This window comes from Serratia sp. ID 25-353 (assembly GCF_054792795.1).
In genome coordinates this window covers 3,088,257-3,104,986 of the sequence record NZ_CM139236.1, presented here as the reverse complement: position 1 = coordinate 3,104,986, position 16,730 = coordinate 3,088,257, and the positions used below count along the sequence as shown (strand labels likewise).

Annotated in this window: 15 protein-coding genes; 8 read left to right on the top strand and 7 right to left on the bottom strand. The window is 63.0% G+C overall.

Annotation, left to right across the window (positions count from 1 at the left end; all coding sequences use genetic code 11):
- Positions 1 to 55: 55 nt before the first annotated feature.
- From ACYF6X_RS15040 to cfa, 5 genes are all read left to right on the top strand, one after another.
- Entirely contained in the window at positions 56 to 1,723 is a 1,668-nt protein-coding gene (locus ACYF6X_RS15040) for an acyl-CoA synthetase FdrA (protein ID WP_130017556.1), read from the top strand.
- Positions 1,724 to 1,732: 9 nt separating this feature from the next.
- Complete coding sequence (locus ACYF6X_RS15035) at positions 1,733 to 2,998, top strand: YlbE family protein (protein ID WP_055312589.1); 1,266 nt, start codon at positions 1,733 to 1,735, stop codon at positions 2,996 to 2,998.
- 16 nt (positions 2,999 to 3,014) lie between these two features.
- Complete coding sequence (locus ACYF6X_RS15030; protein WP_130017557.1) at positions 3,015 to 3,884, top strand: oxamate carbamoyltransferase subunit AllH family protein; 870 nt, start codon at positions 3,015 to 3,017, stop codon at positions 3,882 to 3,884.
- Between the two features lie 21 nt (positions 3,885 to 3,905).
- On the top strand, positions 3,906 to 4,808 hold the full coding sequence (locus ACYF6X_RS15025; RefSeq protein WP_107227209.1) for a carbamate kinase: 903 nt from the start codon (positions 3,906 to 3,908) through the stop codon (positions 4,806 to 4,808).
- Positions 4,809 to 5,002: 194 nt separating this feature from the next.
- Entirely contained in the window at positions 5,003 to 6,154 is a 1,152-nt protein-coding gene (cfa, locus tag ACYF6X_RS15020; RefSeq protein WP_107227210.1) for a cyclopropane fatty acyl phospholipid synthase, read from the top strand.
- Positions 6,155 to 6,437: 283 nt separating this feature from the next.
- On the opposite strand, the gene ACYF6X_RS15015 is transcribed toward cfa, so the two are convergent.
- The 3 genes from ACYF6X_RS15015 to tesA all read right to left on the bottom strand — a co-directional run bounded on the left by ACYF6X_RS15015 (position 6,438) and on the right by tesA (position 8,811).
- Positions 6,438 to 7,292, bottom strand: a complete 855-nt coding sequence (locus tag ACYF6X_RS15015; protein ID WP_033647233.1) for a co-chaperone YbbN — start codon at positions 7,290 to 7,292, stop codon at positions 6,438 to 6,440.
- A gap of 77 nt (positions 7,293 to 7,369) precedes the next feature.
- On the bottom strand, positions 7,370 to 8,146 hold the full coding sequence (locus ACYF6X_RS15010; protein WP_107227211.1) for an SDR family oxidoreductase: 777 nt from the start codon (positions 8,144 to 8,146) through the stop codon (positions 7,370 to 7,372).
- Positions 8,147 to 8,172: 26 nt separating this feature from the next.
- Positions 8,173 to 8,811, bottom strand: a complete 639-nt coding sequence (gene tesA, locus ACYF6X_RS15005; RefSeq protein ID WP_165384367.1) for a multifunctional acyl-CoA thioesterase I/protease I/lysophospholipase L1 — start codon at positions 8,809 to 8,811, stop codon at positions 8,173 to 8,175.
- On the opposite strand from tesA, the gene ybbA reads away from it, so the two are divergent.
- The 3 genes from ybbA (at position 8,782) to ACYF6X_RS14990 (ending at position 13,657) form a co-directional block, all read left to right on the top strand.
- Complete coding sequence (ybbA, locus tag ACYF6X_RS15000) at positions 8,782 to 9,468, top strand: putative ABC transporter ATP-binding protein YbbA (protein WP_004940192.1); 687 nt, start codon at positions 8,782 to 8,784, stop codon at positions 9,466 to 9,468. The two genes, tesA and ybbA, sit on opposite strands and share 30 nt — an antisense overlap.
- Complete coding sequence (gene ybbP / locus ACYF6X_RS14995) at positions 9,465 to 11,897, top strand: putative ABC transporter permease subunit YbbP (RefSeq protein WP_130017559.1); 2,433 nt, start codon at positions 9,465 to 9,467, stop codon at positions 11,895 to 11,897. The genes ybbA and ybbP overlap by 4 nt, the downstream gene beginning before the upstream one ends.
- 353 nt (positions 11,898 to 12,250) lie before the next feature.
- Positions 12,251 to 13,657 (top strand): sugar porter family MFS transporter, encoded by a 1,407-nt coding sequence (locus ACYF6X_RS14990; RefSeq protein WP_033642138.1) that lies wholly within the window; start codon positions 12,251 to 12,253, stop codon positions 13,655 to 13,657.
- 64 nt (positions 13,658 to 13,721) lie between these two features.
- Here the strand turns inward: ACYF6X_RS14990 and purK are convergent, their stop codons facing one another.
- From purK to ppiB, 4 genes are all read right to left on the bottom strand, one after another.
- Positions 13,722 to 14,789: a 5-(carboxyamino)imidazole ribonucleotide synthase gene (gene purK, locus ACYF6X_RS14985; RefSeq protein ID WP_063991022.1), complete on the bottom strand. Its 1,068-nt coding sequence runs from the start codon at positions 14,787 to 14,789 to the stop codon at positions 13,722 to 13,724.
- Positions 14,786 to 15,310, bottom strand: coding sequence for a 5-(carboxyamino)imidazole ribonucleotide mutase (purE, locus tag ACYF6X_RS14980; protein ID WP_039566960.1), 525 nt, complete (start codon positions 15,308 to 15,310; stop codon positions 14,786 to 14,788). The genes purK and purE overlap by 4 nt, the downstream gene beginning before the upstream one ends.
- 149 nt (positions 15,311 to 15,459) lie before the next feature.
- Positions 15,460 to 16,182, bottom strand: a complete 723-nt coding sequence (locus ACYF6X_RS14975; RefSeq protein ID WP_063991023.1) for a UDP-2,3-diacylglucosamine diphosphatase — start codon at positions 16,180 to 16,182, stop codon at positions 15,460 to 15,462.
- Between the two features lie 10 nt (positions 16,183 to 16,192).
- A complete protein-coding gene (gene ppiB, locus ACYF6X_RS14970; RefSeq protein WP_004940183.1) occupies positions 16,193 to 16,687 on the bottom strand; it encodes a peptidylprolyl isomerase B in 495 nt (164 codons plus the stop codon).
- Positions 16,688 to 16,730: the final 43 nt, after the last annotated feature.

Sequence of the window (16,730 nt, the reverse complement as noted above, 5' to 3'; positions counted from 1 at the left end):
CGCCGGTACGGGAAATATTGCCGATATTATTAAATGCTGTCTTAAGGATATCACCATGATCCATGCTTTTATTAAAAAGGGGAGCTTTCAGGATTCCGTCAGCCTGATGTTGATCTCCCGCAAACTCAGTGAATCTCCCAAGGTCGAGGAAATATCCGTCATGATGGGGACACCGGCCAATAAATCTTTATTGGAGGTGACCGGTTTCTGGCACCCGCAGTTTAGCGAAGCGACGCCGAACGATATTTGCGTGGCGATCAAAGCGGAGTCCGCCGACGAGACGATCGCCGAGGAGATCGGCGCGGCGTTGGAGATGGCGCTCAAGGCGATTGCGCAGGGGAGCCAGGGCGGCAAAAAACTGCTGCGGGCGCGCAGCTGGCGCACCGCCAGGCAAAAGCTGCCCGCCGCCAATCTGGCGCTGATCTCGATCGCCGGCGAATACGCGGCGGAGCTGGCGGATAGCGCGCTGGAAGACGGCTGCAACGTGATGATGTTCTCCGACAACGTCAGCGTGGCGCAAGAAGTGGCGCTGAAAACCAAGGCGCGCGAACGCGGGCTGATCGTGATGGGGCCGGACTGCGGCACCGCCTGCATCGCCGGCGCGCCGCTGGCGTTCGCCAACGTGGCCCCCGCCGGATCTATCGGCGTGGTGGGCGCCTCCGGCACCGGCATTCAGGAGCTTATTTCGCAAATTACCCTGGCAGGCCAGGGCATCTCGCACGCCATTGGCCTCGGCGGGCGGGATTTGACGGCGGAGATCGGCGGCATCAGCGCCATCAGCGCGCTGCGCATGCTGGCAGCGGATCCGCAGAGTCTTGTGCTGGCGTTCGTGTCCAAACCGCCGGCGCCCGAGGTGCGCCAACGGGTGATCGACGAGATGAAAGCGCTCGGCAAGCCGGTGGTGGCGCTGTTCCTCGGCGCGCAGTCCGCCGTGCGCCAGGAGGGCAATATCACGTTCGCCGCCACGCTGGATGAAGCGGCGCGGCTGGCGGCGATGCTGGGCTGCGTGCAGCAACAGGCGGCGCAACAGCCTGCGGTGCCCGGCGGCAAAATCGCCGGGCTGTACGCCGGCGGCACGCTGGCCGCCGAATGCGCGATGCTGCTGGCGGAAAAACTGTCCCTGCCGCTGGATAGCGAGCACCCGCGCGGCGCCATGCTGGTGGCCAACGGCCATCGCATCATCGACATGGGCGATGACTTCTACACCCAGGGGCGCCCGCACCCGATGATTGACCCGACCGCCCGCAATCAAGAGATCGCCCGCCTGGCGCAGCAGCCGCAGACCGGCGTGTTGCTGCTGGACGTGGTGATCGGCTTCGGCGCTCAGGACGATCCGGCGGCGTCGCTGGCGGCCGAGGTGGCCAACGTGCGCGCGGCGCGCGGCGCGGCCCACCCGCTGGCGGCGATCGCCACCGTCACCGGCACCGAACAGGATCCGCAGCAGCGCTCGCGGCAAATCGCCACCCTGCAGGAAGCCGGCATCGCGGTGATGCCGTCGCTGCCGGCGGCGGTCGCGCTGGCGCATCAGCTGATTACCCCCGTCTTACCCGCACTCGAACGCGAACGGCCGGCCTTGCTGGACGGCGTCGCGGTGATCAACGCCGGGCTGCGCAGCTTCGCCGATGACCTGCAAACCAGCGACATTCCGGTGGTGCATTACCAGTGGGCGCCGGTAGCCGGTGGCGATCAACGATTAGCCAACATCTTGAAAAAATTAAAGTAAGGAACCGCTATGTACGCAACGATTGAGCAAGCAAACGCCGCCGTTATCGCCCGTATCCGCGAGGCGCGCCCGCACTGGCAGGATGTGGATCTGGCGCACCGCTTGATCCCGCAGCTGGCCGAAGGGCGCAAGCTGCTGCACGCCGGCCCGCCGGTCACCTGGCAAGAGATGAGCGGCCCGGTGCGCGGCGCCTGCATCGGTGCCTGCCTGTTCGAAGGCTGGGCGCAGGATGAGCAGCAGGCGCTGGCGCTGCTGGCGCAGGGGGAAATCGAGTTTATCCCGTGCCACAGCGTGAGCGCGGTGGGGCCGATGGGCGGCATCACCTCGGCCCACATGCCGATGGTGGTGGTCAGGAACACCGTTCACGGCAACTACGCCTACTGCAACATGAACGAAGGTATCGGCAAAGTGATGCGCTTCGGCGCCTACGGCGAGGACGTGCAGCAGCGCCTGCGCTGGATGCGCGACTCGCTGGCCCCGGTGCTGAAAGCGGTGTTGGCGACGCTGGAGGAAGGGATCGATCTGACCGCGCTGATGGCGCAGGCGATCAGCATGGGGGACGAATTCCACCAGCGCAATATCGCGGCCTCGGCGCTGCTGATGCGCAGGCTGGCGCCGGAGATCAGCCTGCTGCCGCGCGATAAGGCGGAGCTGGCGCAGGTGATGCAGTTCCTCAGCATCACCGATCAGTTCTTCCTCAATCTGGCGATGGCCTACTGCAAGGCGGCGATGGACGCCGGGGCGGAGATTGAACAGGGCACCATCGTCACGGTAATGACCCGCAACGGCAAGAATTTCGGCATCAAGATCAGCGGGATGGGCGATCGTTGGTTCACCGCGCCGGTGAACACGCCGGAAGGGCTGTTCTTCTCCGGCTTCAGCCAGGCGGACGCCAACCCGGACATCGGCGACAGCGCGATCACCGAAACCTTCGGCATTGGCGGCGCGGCGATGGTGGCGGCACCGGGCGTGACGCGCTTCGTCGGGGCTTCCGGCGGCATGAGCGCCGCCACCGACATCTCCGAGGAAATGGCGGAGATCTACCTCGAACGCAACATGATGCTGCAGATCCCGACCTGGGACTTCCAGGGCGCCTGCCTGGGGCTGGATGCTCGCCGGGTGGTGGAAACCGGCATCACGCCGCTGATCAACACCGGCATCGCCCACCGCGAAGCCGGAGTCGGACAGATCGGCGCCGGCACGGTGCGCGCGCCGCTCGGCTGCTTTGAGAAAGCGATCGAAGCGCTGGCCGATAAGCTCGGCATTACGGCGTAAACGAACGGAGGCGCGTATGGACATTATCGCGTTAGCCGGCAGCCGCCATGCGACGCAGGACTACGGCGCGCTGCGCTGCGTCGGCAGCTTCAACAATGCGATCAATTTCCTGACGGAAAACGCGCGGCTGCTGACGCTGCACCGCGCCGGCAGCGGCCTGAGCCCGATGGGGTGGCAGCTCGGCGCGCGGGATTTCGATCGCGTGCGGCATGCGGTGTCGTCCGTACGACGCTGCGCTTTCTCCGCCTCTGGCCTCTTGCTGGATACGCTCTTTGTCCGTCCTGCGGCGGCGGCCCGGGATCTGGCGCTGGCGCCGCGTGCGGCCATTGCCGATCGGCCGCTGACGGCGGTATTGCAGCACTGCACGGCGCTGTGTGGGTTGCACGGCGAGCTGGGCCGATTGGTGAGGCAGCCGTTAACGCCGGAGCCGGCCGCGCTGGTGCGGGATTTTTCCCGTTGGCTGCGGGGCGACACGGTCGACTGGCACCAGGCGCTGGGCAAGGGGCCGGGGCTGACGCCGAGCAACGACGACACCTTGCTCGGCCTGCTGCTGAGCGCCCACCTCGACAGCCGCATCCAGGTTACCGGGCTGGCGCCGTTTTTCGCCCAGACGCCACCGCTGGAAGCGCTGACCACGCTGGTGAGCGCGCATTACCTGCGTTACGCCGAGCAGGGCGTGTTCGCCACGCCGCTGCATACGTTGGCGCAGGGGCTGCGGGCGCCTGAAGAGGTATCGGCGGCGGTGAAGGCGGTGCTGAGTCTGGGGCACTTCTCGGGAGCGGACACGCTACTGGGCGTGTGGCTGGGGGTGACGACGATTAACGCACTGTGCGGCGCGCGGTGTGAACACGAGGGCCGGATCGCGGATCCGGCCGGGAAGGTATGATTTCAACTACGGGTGCAAACCATGAAAACCTTGGTCATTGCGTTGGGCGGCAACGCCCTGTTGCAGCGCGGAGCCGTGCTCTCTGCGGAAAATCAGTATAAGAGCATCGCCCTGATCGCCGACGCCATCGGCAAACTGGCGCAGAAATACCGCATCGCCATCGTACACGGCAACGGGCCACAGGTGGGGCTGCTGGCGTTGCAGAACCTGGCGTACCGCGATGTGCCGCCTTATCCGCTGGATATTCTGGTGGCCGAAAGCCAGGGCATGATCGGCTATATGCTGGCGCAGCAGCTGAGCGCCAGCCATCCGCAGCAGCCGGTGTCCACGCTGCTGACGCGGGTGCTGGTGGATGCGCAGGATGCGGATTATCAGGCGCCGAGCAAGTTCATCGGGCCGGTGTATGCGCCGGAACAGCGGCAGGCGCTGGAGGCCAAATACGGCTGGACGCTGAAGGCGGACGGCAACTACATCCGCCGGGTGGTGCCTTCGCCGGCACCGCAAAAGATCCTCGACATCGAGGCGATCACGCTGCTGCTGTCGCAGCGGCACATCGTGATCTGCAACGGCGGCGGCGGTATTCCGATGATCGCCGGCGAGCATGGGCTGATGGGCAGCGAAGCGGTGATCGACAAAGATCTGGCGGCGGCGCTGTTGGCGGAGCAGGTGGGGGCCGATCATCTGGTGATCCTCACCGATGCCGACGCGGTGTACCAGGAGTGGGGCACGCCGCGCCAGCGCGCCATTCGGCGCACCACCACGCAGGAGCTGGCGCCGATGGCGGTGGCGGACGGCGCCATGGGGCCGAAGATCATGGCGGTCAGCCGCTTCGTCGATCGCACCGGGCGGACGGCCCATATCGGTGGCCTGCAGGATATCGACGCGGTGCTGGCGGGCCAGGCCGGCACCTCTATTTTACCTTAGCCGCCGTCGGTTGATCCGCGCTCGCGCTGGCGCGGATAAGTATGCCTAAATGGCATGATTTCAATAATTTTTATTCATTTCATGATGTTGCTCGCCTTGGCTAGAGTAAAAACACCCCGGTATTTACCGTCAAAAATTTGTCATTTTTATTTGCGACTATGCTTTTTGAAATGACATTTCGGCCAAGGATTGTTATGGATTCGCTCAGTGTTGATGAACTCGCCCAGAAGAAGGATCGCTGGTATCGCATTGTGGAGGAGATGTTGGCGGAAGCCGGCGTCGCCATCAACGGCCCGCGCGCCTGGGATATCCGGGTGCACAACCCGGCGCTGTTCAAACGCATTTTGCAGGAAGGTTCGCTCGGTTTTGGCGAAGGCTACATGGACGGCTGGTGGGAGTGCGAACGGCTGGACATGCTGTTCACCCGCATTCTGCAGGCCGGCGTCGATGAGCGGCTGCCGAAAAGCCTGAGCGACATTGCGCGCGTTGCCTATGCCCGGCTGTTCAACCGCCAATCGCGCAAGCGCGCCTGGCAGGTGGGCAAAGAGCACTACGACATCGGCAACGACCTGTTCCGGGCGATGCTCGACCCTTACATGCAATACTCCTGCGGCTATTGGAAAGAGGCGCAGACGCTGGAGCAGGCACAGCAGGCCAAGCTGCGGATGATCTGCGAAAAACTGCAGCTGAAACCGGGCATGACGCTGCTGGATATCGGCTGCGGCTGGGGCGGGTTGGCGCAGTTTGCGGCGCAAAACTACGGCGTCACGGTGCACGGCGTGACCATTTCGGCCGAGCAGCAGAAGCTGGCGCAGGAACGCTGCGCCGGGCTGAACGTCGAGATTTTGCTGCAGGATTACCGCGATCTGGATCGCCAGTTCGATCGCATCGTGTCGGTCGGCATGTTCGAGCACGTCGGGCCGAAAAACTACGAGACCTATTTCAGCGTCGCGGCGCGCAACCTGAAGCCCGATGGCCTGTTCCTGCTGCATACCATCGGTTCCAATCAGACCGATCTCAACGTCGACGCCTGGATAGACAAATACATCTTCCCCAACGGCTGCCTGCCTTCTGTGCGGCATATCGCCGAGGCCAGCGAAGGGCGTTTCGTGATGGAGGATTGGCACAACTTTGGTGCCGATTACGATCGCACGCTGATGGCCTGGCTGGAGAACTTCAAGCGGGCGTGGCCTGAGTTGGCGGGCGGCTATTCCGAGCGCTTCGAACGCATGTTCACTTACTACCTGAACGCCTGCGCCGGCGCGTTCCGTTCGCGCAACATTCAGCTGTGGCAGGTGTTGTTCAGCCCGGCGGGCGTGGAGGGCGGGGTGCGGGTCTATCGTTGATATCCCCGTCATATTTCAAGCTACATCAGTGCTGGCTGCGTTTGCGCGCCCCGGTCGCTTACTTGAGTAAGTTCCCGGGGACTGACAAACTTGCCGCCTTGATGCAACTCGAACTATTTAGGGGATACCCTTCAATATTTACTTTGGGACAACACATATACCCAATGGATTTCCAGTTGCGTCCAGGCGGCAAACGTGAGAAACCCCAGGCGCTTAGATAACTAAGAGACTGGGGTTCGAACGTGCAGCCAACAACGATGCGGCTGGAAAGACGAAGGGTATATCAGTACAGCAGCGAGTACAGCTGGCGGCGATATTTAGCGGCCAGCGCGTCGCCGGTGCCGAGCGCGGCCAGAATGTCCATCAGGGTCTTGCGCGCGTTGCCGTTGGCGGCGGCCAGATCTTTCTTCAGATGCCCCATCAGCAGTTCCAGCGCTTCTTCGTTACGCCCGACCTGATGCAGCTGCAGCGCCAGCTGTACTGCCAGCTCGACGTTGCCCGGTTGCTGCTGCACCTGCTGTTGCAGCTGTTGGATTTCCGGCGTGTCCGCCGCCTGCTTCAACAGTTCAATCTGCGCCACCAGGCCCTGATAGCGGGTATCGCGATCCTGCAGCGGGATGGTCGCCAGCACCGCTTCGGCGTCTTCGCTGCGGCTGAGCGCGATCTGAGTTTCGGCCAGGGTCAGGCCGATGTCGCTGCGCTGTTGGCTGCTCTGCCAGGCGTCTTTCAGCAGCGGCAGCGCTTCGGCGGCGTTGCCGGCGGCCAGCAGTTCCTGCGCCTGCGCCAGTTTCAGATCTTCTTCCTTCGGCAGGAAACGCTGCAGCAAGTCGCGGATCGCTTCTTCCGGCTGCGGGCCCTGGAAGCCGTCGACCGGCTGGCCGTCTTTGAACAGGTAGACCGTCGGAATGGAGCGCAGCCCGAACTGGGAGGCGATCATTTGTTCGGCGTCGCAGTCCACCTTGGCCAGAATGAACTGACCGGCGTATTCCGCCGCCAGCTTGTCCAGCACCGGCGTGAGCTGCAGGCAGTGTTGGCTGCGCTCGGACCAGAAGTAGAACAGCACCGGAATGGACATCGATTGTTCCAGCGTCTGGTGCAGGTTAGTTTCGTTAATATCAACAACAGCTTGAGCTAGCATCTTTTTTCTCTCTGATCGTGCGGAGCCATGGGGTGTAGATGGGGGCGCGCCGCCATTCTTCAACCCCGGCGGGCGAATTAAGCGTTGCTGCGCAGCAGCCAATCCAGACAGCGGCCCGGCAGAATACGGCGCAGCACGCTCATGGCGTGCGCCAGCAGGGTCACCGGGTAGCGCAGTTTGGCGCGCGGGCTTTCCAGCGCGTGGCGCAGTTTGGGCAGAATGGCCTCCGGCGGCAGCGTCAGGCGTTTGGCGATGCCGGGGTTGTGCACCGGCTTGTCGCTCTGCGCCTGGTTGACGTTCTGGCTAAAGTGGGTGGAAATCGGCCCCGGTTCGATCAGGCTGACCTGAATGCCGCTGCCGTGCAGCTCCATGCGCAGCGCGTCCGACCAGGCCTCCAGCGCGAACTTGCTGGCGGCGTAGGCGCCGCGCCCGGCGCTAGAGACCAGCCCCATCACCGAACTGGTCTGGATAATGCGCCCTTCGCCGTGCGGCAACATTGCCGGCAACAGCAGCTGGGTCAGCTGGTGGGTGCCGAACAGGTTGGTGGCGAACTGCCGCTCCAGCTGGCTGCGCGAAATGCGGCTGAGCGGGCCGTAAACGCCGAAACCGCCGTTGTTGAACAGGCCGTACAGGCGACCGTCGGTCAGCGCGATCACCTCGGCGGCGGCGCGCTCGACGCTGGCGCTGTCGTCCAGATCCAGCTCGATGCCTTCCAGCCCGAGCTGGCGCATGTTTTCCACGTCCTCCGGCTTGCGGCAGGCGGCCAACACCCGGTAGCCGCGGTTGCGCAGATCCTGCGCCGCAATCAGTCCAATCCCGCTGGAGCAGCCGGTTATCAATACTGCTTTTTGCATAACTTTACCTAGTGTACGACCCTAATTTAGTTAGACTCATGTTTTACTAGCGGTTCCAGGCGCTCCGCCATCCAAGTGGCGATAAACGGCTGGGCGTCCCCATTGGGGTGCAATCCGTCATCTTGCATCCATTCCGGCTTCACCACCACCTGTTCCATATAGAACGGCAGCAGCGGAATGTTGAACTGTTTGGCCAGCGCCGGGTAGACGGCGCTGAACGCCTCGGTATAGCGGCGGCCGTAGTTCGGCGGGATACGGATCTGCATCAGCAGCGGCTGTGCGCCGGCCTGCTGCACCTGCGTGATGATCTGGCCGAGTTCGCGCTGTATGTCCTGCGCCGGGAAGCCGCGCAGGCCGTCGTTAGCGCCCAGCTCGATCAGCACCCAGCGCGGCTGATGCTGTTTCAACAGCGCGGGCAGACGCGCCAGCCCCTGTGCGGCGGTGTCGCCGCTGATGCTGGCGTTGACCAGCTGCGGCGCGCCCGGTTTTTTCTGCCACTGTTCGGCCAATAGCGTCGGCCAGGCCCGCTCGATCGGCAGGCGGTAGCCGGCGCTTAAACTGTCGCCCAAAATCAACAAGGTATCGGCGGCGACAGCGCGTAAACTGAATAATCCCAACAGCAAAAGGAAGGGAAGATGCCAGCGGAAAACGTTCTTGAAGTTCATCATCTTAGTAAACACGTTGGTCAGGGTGAGCATCAGCTCACCATCCTTACCGGAGTCGAGCTGCTTGTCAAACCCGCGCAGACGATCGCCCTGATCGGCGAATCCGGATCGGGGAAATCGACCCTGCTGGGCATTTTGGCCGGGCTGGATGACGGCAGCGAGGGCGAGGTGCGCCTACTTGGCGAGTCGCTGACCGCGTTGGACGAAGAAGGCCGCGCCGCGTTGCGCGCCAGGAACGTCGGCTTCGTGTTTCAGTCGTTCATGCTGGTGCCGACGCTGAACGCGCTGGAAAACGTGCAGCTGCCGGCGCTGCTGCGCGGCGAGAGCGACAGGCAGAGCCGCGAGCAGGCGGTGCAACTGCTGGAACAGCTGGGGCTGGGCAAACGGCTCGATCACCTGCCGGCGCAGCTGTCCGGCGGCGAGCAGCAGCGCGTGGCGCTGGCGCGCGCCTTCAGCGGCCGGCCGCGGGTGCTGTTCGCTGATGAACCGACCGGCAATCTCGATCGCCAGACCGGCGATCGCATCGCCGATCTGTTGTTCTCCCTCAACCGCGATTTTGACACCACCCTGATCCTGGTGACCCATGACGAAACCCTGGCGGCGCGCTGCCAGCGGCGGCTGCGGCTGCGCGAAGGCAAGCTGTGGGAGGAAGCATGATCTGGCGCTGGTTCTGGCGCGAATGGCGCTCGCCGTCGCTGCTGATCGTTTGGCTGGCGCTGACGCTCTCCGTCGCTTGCGTGCTGGCGCTGGGCAGCATCAGCGATCGCATGGACAAAGGGCTCAGCCAGCAGAGCCGCGACTTTATCGCCGGCGATCGGGTGCTGCGCAGCGCGCATCCGGTACCGGAAGGCTGGCTGCTGGACGCGCAGCAGCAGGGGCTGAAACTGAGCCGTCAGCTGTCGTTCACCACCATGACCTATGCCGGCGATCGGCCGCAGCTGGCGGACGTGAAAGCCACCGATCTGGCCTATCCGCTGTACGGCAAGCTGGAAACGCGCCCGGCCAACATCAAACCCGAACCGGGCAGCGTGCTGGTGGCGCCGCGTTTGCTGGCGCTGCTGAACGTGAAAGTGGGGGATTCGCTTGAGGTGGGCGACACCACGCTGCGCATCGCCGGTGAAATCATTCAGGAGTCGGACGCCGGCTTCAACCCGTTCCAGACCGCGCCGCGCATCATGATCAACCTGGCGGACGTCGATAAGACCGGCGCGGTGCAGCCGGGCAGTCGTTTGACCTATCGCTACATGTTCGCCGGCGCCGAGCCGGATATTCAGCGTTACGAAGGACGGTTGACGCCGCTGTTGACGCCGGATCAGCGCTGGTTCGGGCTGCAGGAGTCCGGCAGCGCGCTCGGCAAGTCGCTGCAGCGATCCCAACAGTTCCTGCTGCTGTCGGCCCTGCTGACGCTGCTGTTGTCGATCGCCGCCGTGGCGGTGGCGATGAGCCACTATTGCCGCAGCCGCTACGATCTGATCGCGGTGCTGAAAACCCTCGGCGCCGGGCGCGGCGCGCTGCGTAAGCTGATCGTCGGCCAGTGGCTGGCGGTGATGGCGCTGGCGGCGGTGTGTGGCGGGGGGATCGGGCTGGCGTTCGAAGCGCTGTTGATTCGCCTGCTGAAGCCGGTGTTGCCGGCCGCATTGCCCGCCGCCGGCGCCTGGCCGTGGCTGTGGGCGCTCGGCGCGCTGGTGCTGATTTCACTGCTGGTCGGGCTGCGGCCGTACCGTCAGTTGCTGGCTACCCAGCCGCTGCGGGTGCTGCGCCGCGATGTGGTGGCCAACGTCTGGCCGCTGCGCTACTTCCTGCCGGTGACGGCGGCGGTCGTGGTGGTGCTGCTGGTGACGCTGATGGGGGCCAGCACACTGCTATGGGCGATCCTGGCCGGTATGGCGGTGCTGGCGCTGCTGCTGGGCGGCATCGGCTGGGGCAGCCTGCTGTTGCTGCGACGCATCACGCTCAAGAGCCTGGCGCTGCGGCTGGCGGTCAACCGCCTGCTGCATCAGCCGTGGGTGACCATCAGCCAGCTGGCGGCATTTTCGCTGTCGTTCATGCTGCTGGCGCTGCTGTTGGTGCTGCGCGGCGATCTGCTCGAACGCTGGCAGCAACAGCTGCCGCCGGACAGCCCGAACTATTTCCTGCTCAACATGACCGAGGCGCAGGTGCCGCAGGTGAAAACCTTCCTGCAGCAGCACCAGATCAAGCCGGAAACCTATTATCCGATCGTTCGAGTGCGTCTGACCGAGATAAACCAGCAGGTGGCGACCGAGCGGGTGCATGAAGACGATCCGGGCGGCGAGGCGGTGAACCGCGAGCTGAACCTGACCTGGTTGGCCGATCTGCCGGCTCACAATCCGCTGGTGGCGGGCAGTTGGCCGCCGAAAAGCGGCGAGGTCTCGATGGATGAAGGCATTGCCGGGCGGCTGAAGATCACGCTGGGCGACACGCTGACCTTCAGCGGCGATACCCAGGCGTTTAGCGCGAAGGTCACCAGCCTGCGCCAGGTGGATTGGGAAAGCCTGAAGCCGAACTTTTACTTTATCTTCCCGCCCGGCGCGCTGGACGGCCAGCCGCAGACCTGGCTCACCAGCTTCCGCTACGACGGCGACGGCCAGATGCTGACCCAGCTCAACCGCCAGTTTCCGACGCTCAGCCTGCTGGATATCGGCGCGATCCTGAAACAGGTCGGCGGCGTGCTGCAGCAGGTCAGCCGCGCGCTGGAAGTGATGGTGGTGCTGGTGGTGCTGTGCGGCGGCCTGCTGTTGCTGGCGCAGGTGCAGGTCGGCATGCGTCAGCGGCGTCAGGAGCTGGTGGTGTACCGCACGCTGGGGGCCGGCAAACGGCTGCTGCGCCGCACGCTGTGGTGCGAGTTCGCCCTGCTGGGGCTGGTGGCGGGCATCGCGGCGGCGGTGGGTGCCGAGGCGGCGCTGTGGCTGCTGCAGAGCCGGGTATTCGACTTCCCGTGGACGCCGACGCCGGTGCTGTGGTGGGCGCTGCCGCTGACCAGCGCGCTGCTGCTGTCGCTGTGCGGCGGTTGGCTGGGCGTGCGCCTGCTGCGCGGCCGGGCGCTGTTCCGCAGTTATGAGGGCTGATCTTGCTATCGCAGGTCTGTTGCCGCCAGGCGTGGCCGGGCCTGCCGTTTTTTCGCGCGTTACTGGCGCTATTCATCTTCATGCCCACCCTGAGTGAAATCGATTACATTTATGTCATGTCGATACGGTTGCCGTTAATCATCGGTGCAACGGATATCGGGTCAGTCTCGCCTGTTTTATGCATTAATTTAGAGTTTTATGCATAAATAAAGTGACTTTGTCGCCTTAAAAAACAGCGCATCCATTTTTAATAGAGTGTAATCGTTTTCACTAATGTGATCGCACTCACTTATCTCCGACGCATTGCCTCCTATCATGTCGCACACTGATGACCGTTTTCTCCTGGAGGCTGTATGAGCGATACCGTCAAAGTTACACCGGCGGAGAAAAGCCCGACCCATGTCGGCATGACTTTTTTCGTCTGTTTTTTAGCCGCGTTGGCCGGCCTGTTGTTCGGTCTGGATATCGGCGTAATCGCCGGCGCTCTGCCGTTTATTACCGACACATTTCAGATCACCAGCTCTCAGCAGGAGTGGGTGGTCAGCTCAATGATGTTTGGCGCCGCCGTCGGTGCCATCGGCAGCGGTTGGATGAACTTCCGGCTGGGGCGCAAATACAGTTTGATGATCGGCGCCATCCTGTTCGTGGCGGGATCGCTGTGTTCTGCGTTCGCCCCCAACGTGGAGGTCCTGATCGTTTCACGCATTCTGCTGGGATTGGCGGTGGGTATCGCTTCTTATACTGCGCCGATTTATCTCTCTGAAATCGCGCCGGAAAAAATCCGTGGCAGCATGATCTCGATGTATCAATTGATGATCACCATTGGTATTTTGGCGGCTTACCTGTCTGATACGGCGTTCAGCTATACCGGTGCCTGGCGCTGGATGTTGGGCGTCATCACCATCCCGGCGGGGCTGTTGTTGGTCGGCGTGTTCTTTTTACCTGACAGCCCGCGGTGGTTGGCCTCGCGCAATCGTCATGAGCAGGCGCGTCAGGTGTTGGAGAAGCTGCGCGACAGCAGTGCCCAGGCGCAGTATGAGCTGAATGAAATTCGTGAAAGCCTCAAACTGAAGCAAAGCGGTTGGGCGTTGTTCAAAGGCAATAAAAATTTCCGCCGCGCGGTTTTCCTTGGCATTCTTCTCCAGGTGATGCAGCAGTTCACCGGGATGAACGTCACCATGTATTACGCGCCGAAGATTTTCGGTCTGGCGGGCTTCGCCAGTACGGAACAGCAGATGTGGGGCACGGTGATCGTCGGTTTGGTCAACGTGCTGGCCACCTTTATCGCTATTGGACTGGTCGATCGCTGGGGCCGCAAACCCACCCTGATCCTCGGGTTTATCGTGATGGCTGTCGGCATGGGGGCGCTGGGAACCATGATGAACATCGGCATGAACTCGGCGGCGGAGCAATATTTCGCCATCGTCATGCTACTGATGTTTATCGTCGGCTTTGCCATGAGCGCCGGCCCGTTGATTTGGGTGCTGTGTTCAGAGATCCAGCCATTGAAAGGCCGCGATTTCGGCATCACCTGTTCCACCGCCACTAACTGGATCGCCAATATGATCGTGGGGGCGACATTCCTGACCATGCTGAATTCGTTGGGTAGCGCTCACACCTTTTGGGTCTACGCGGGGCTTAACGTGCTGTTTGTTTTCATCACGCTGGCGCTGATCCCGGAAACCAAAAATATTTCGCTGGAACACATTGAACGCAATCTGATGGCCGGCAAACCGTTGCGTAACATCGGCTCACGTTGATCTTTGCGACAATAAAAAAGGTTCAGCCTGGGCTGAACCTTCTTCTTTTCGGCGGTGTAAACCGTTAAGCCAGCTTCTGCTGTGCCCAGGCCAGCCCGCTTTGGTATTCGCCCGGCAGCAGCGGCGCCAGCGCCTGCAGTGCCTGGCGCAGATCGGCGGCGCTCGGGTCGTTCAGATTGAGATGGCCGACCTTGCGGCCCGGGCGCACCTCTTTCTCATACCAGTGCAGATGCACCAGCGGCAGCGACAGCCACTGTTCGTTGACGGCGGTGCCGATCAGGTTGACCATCACCGACGGTGTGCTCACCACCGGCTGCGGCAACGGTAGGCCGAGGATGGCGCGCAGATGCAGTTCGAACTGGCTGATGGACGCGCCGTTTTGCGTCCAGTGGCCGCTGTTGTGCACGCGCGGCGCCAGTTCGTTGATCAGCAGCCGATCGCCGACGATAAAGCACTCCATCGCCATTACGCCGACGTAGTTCAGCTCGTTCAGGATCGCCGCCAGCATCTGCTCGGCCTGTTGCTGCAGCGCCGCGTTGGGCTGCGGCAGCGCCACGCTGGTGCGCAGGATGCCGTCTTCATGCAGGTTGTGGGTCAGCGGGTAGAATACCGAACGGCCGTCGTGGCCGCGTGCGCCCACCAGCGATACTTCGCCGGAGAAATTGATGCCTTGCTCGACGATGCACTCGCCATAGGCGTCGGCCGGCAGTTCGGCTTCCTGGCCCGGACGCAAACGCCATTGGCCGCGGCCGTCATAGCCGCCGACTCGGCGTTTGACGATCGCCAACTCGCCCAGCGAAGCGAATACCTGCGGCCATTCGGCGGCGCTCGCCAGCAGCTGCCACGGCGCGGTCGCCAGGCCGAGCTGGTCGAGCAGCTGTTTTTGCGTCAGGCGATCCGCCAGACGCGGAAAGATGTCGCGGTTGACGAAGGCGCTGTGGGTCGCCAACTCGCGCGTCAGCGCGGTTTCCGGCCAGCGTTCGATCTCGGCGGTAATGACGCTGTTCTGATACGGCACCGCCTCGGGTTCGGCATCGATGCCGACAGGGTAAACGGCGATGCCCAGCGGTTCGCCGGCCTGGCGCAGCATGCGCCCCAGTTGGCCGTTGCCCAGTACGCAAACCGGCTTCATGCGTCCTCCCGCGGATCGGGGTGGTTCAAGACGTCTTCGGTCTGCGCCCGACGCCAGTCCGCCAAACGCTGCGCCAGCGCGGCGTCGTGCAGCGCCAGGATCTGCATCGCCAGCAGCCCGGCGTTGGCGGCGCCGGCTTTGCCGATCGCCAGCGTGCCCACCGGAATGCCGCGCGGCATCTGGACGATGGAGTACAGGCTGTCTACGCCGCTCAGCGCGGCGCTTTGCACCGGCACGCCCAGCACCGGCACCAGGGTTTTCGCCGCCAGCATGCCCGGCAGGTGCGCCGCACCGCCGGCGCCGGCGATGATCACGTCAAAACCGTTGGCGGTAGCCTGCTCGGCGAAGCTGAACAGCTTGTCCGGCGTGCGGTGAGCGGAAACGACTTCGACATGGAAGGGGACATCGAGCTGGGTCAGGACTTCGGCGGCGAACTGCATGGTGGCCCAGTCACTTTTCGATCCCATTACAATTGCGATTTTCGCCCCGGTAGTGGCGGCTGAAGCGGCGTTGGCTCCCATGGGTGTAAGGCTCCTGTGATTTTTCTGGCGTCGGCTGAGGGCCGAATGAGGGCGTAGAGCATACCATGAGCGCACGGCGAGGAAAACGGTTGCGTCGCCGGTTTTCAGCGCCGAAAGCGCGAATTTTCACTCGCGCGCCAGCCCGGGGCTCAGAATGGGAATTGGATCAGCTCGACGGCGTCGGCGCTGACTTTGATCATCGATCCTTCGACGTGCCAGGCGCCCAGCACCGCGCGATGGGCTTCGCCGTTGCTCAACGCCAGCCGGTGCACCGCCGGGCGATGGGTATGGCCGTGGATCATCCAGTGCACGTCGTGGTGCAGCATCGTCTGTTCGACTGCCTGCGGGTTGACGTCCATGATGGCGTCCGACTTGCCCTGGTTGGATTGCTGGCTGCGGGCGCGCATGTTGGCGGCGATCTTCAGTCGCCAGCGCAGCGGCAGCGCCAGGAACAGTTTTTGAATCAGCGGGTTGTGCACTTTACGGCGGAATTGCTGATAGGCTTGATCGTCGGTGCACAGGGTGTCTCCGTGCAGGATCAGGATCCTGCGGCCGTACAGCTCCAGCACTTTTTCTTCCGGCAGCAGCTGCATGCCGCTGGCGCGAGCGAAGCGCTTGCCGAGCAGAAAATCACGGTTGCCGTGGATGAAGTAGCAGGGCACGCCGGCCTGTTGCAGCGCTTTCAGCGCCGCGGCGATCTCCGCGTGCAGCGGCTCGGGATCGTCGTCGCCGATCCAGGCTTCAAACAGGTCGCCAAGGATGTACAGCGCGTCGGCGTGCACCGCTTCGCGCCGTAAAAAACGCAGAAAACCGGCAGTGATTGCCGGTTCCTGTGCGCACAAGTGCAGATCTGCGATGAACAGCGTACTCATGCAGCCGCGATTACTCGCTGACGGTCACGCTGTTGATCACCACGTCTTCTACCGGTACGTCCTGGTGCATGCCGCTACGGCCGGTTTTCACGCCTTTGATCTTGTTGACCACGTCCATGCCTTCAACCACTTCAGCGAACACGCAGTAGCCCCAGCCCTGCACGTTTTCGCCGCGGAAGTTGAGGAAGTCGTTGTCAGCCACGTTGATGAAGAACTGTGCGGTGGCGGAGTGCGGATCGTTGGTACGCGCCATTGCCAGGGTGCCGATGGTGTTTTTCAGACCGTTGTTGGCTTCGTTCTTGATGGTCGCGTTGGTCGCTTTCTGGTTCATGCCCGGCTCGAAACCGCCGCCCTGGATCATGAAGCCGTTGATCACACGGTGGAAGATGGTGTTGTCGTAGAAACCGGCGCGGCAGTAGTTCAGGAAGTTTTCAACGGTAACCGGCGCTTTGTCAGCAAAGGTCTTGATAACGATATCGCCGTGATTGGTGTGGAAAGTAACCATAGTTTTAATCCTAACAAGGTGAAGTGAGACGTCACGTAAAGCG

Bases quoted from the DNA above. Each gene is read 5' to 3' on its own strand.
- ACYF6X_RS15025 (WP_107227209.1), top strand. From the start codon at position 3,906: ATGAAAACCTTGGTCATTGCGTTGGGCGGCAACGCCCTGTTGCAGCGC.
- ppiB (WP_004940183.1), bottom strand. From the start codon at position 16,687: ATGGTTACTTTCCACACCAATCACGGCGATATCGTTATCAAGACCTTT.
- ACYF6X_RS15015 (WP_033647233.1), bottom strand. From the start codon at position 7,292: ATGCTAGCTCAAGCTGTTGTTGATATTAACGAAACTAACCTGCACCAG.
- purK (WP_063991022.1), bottom strand. From the start codon at position 14,789: ATGAAGCCGGTTTGCGTACTGGGCAACGGCCAACTGGGGCGCATGCTG.
- ybbP (WP_130017559.1), top strand. From the start codon at position 9,465: ATGATCTGGCGCTGGTTCTGGCGCGAATGGCGCTCGCCGTCGCTGCTG.
- ACYF6X_RS15040 (WP_130017556.1), top strand. From the start codon at position 56: ATGATCCATGCTTTTATTAAAAAGGGGAGCTTTCAGGATTCCGTCAGC.
- ACYF6X_RS14975 (WP_063991023.1), bottom strand. From the start codon at position 16,182: ATGAGTACGCTGTTCATCGCAGATCTGCACTTGTGCGCACAGGAACCG.
- cfa (WP_107227210.1), top strand. From the start codon at position 5,003: ATGGATTCGCTCAGTGTTGATGAACTCGCCCAGAAGAAGGATCGCTGG.
- ACYF6X_RS15010 (WP_107227211.1), bottom strand. From the start codon at position 8,146: ATGCAAAAAGCAGTATTGATAACCGGCTGCTCCAGCGGGATTGGACTG.
- tesA (WP_165384367.1), bottom strand. From the start codon at position 8,811: ATGAACTTCAAGAACGTTTTCCGCTGGCATCTTCCCTTCCTTTTGCTG.
- ACYF6X_RS14990 (WP_033642138.1), top strand. From the start codon at position 12,251: ATGAGCGATACCGTCAAAGTTACACCGGCGGAGAAAAGCCCGACCCAT.
- purE (WP_039566960.1), bottom strand. From the start codon at position 15,310: ATGGGAGCCAACGCCGCTTCAGCCGCCACTACCGGGGCGAAAATCGCA.
- ACYF6X_RS15035 (WP_055312589.1), top strand. From the start codon at position 1,733: ATGTACGCAACGATTGAGCAAGCAAACGCCGCCGTTATCGCCCGTATC.
- ybbA (WP_004940192.1), top strand. From the start codon at position 8,782: ATGCCAGCGGAAAACGTTCTTGAAGTTCATCATCTTAGTAAACACGTT.
- ACYF6X_RS15030 (WP_130017557.1), top strand. From the start codon at position 3,015: ATGGACATTATCGCGTTAGCCGGCAGCCGCCATGCGACGCAGGACTAC.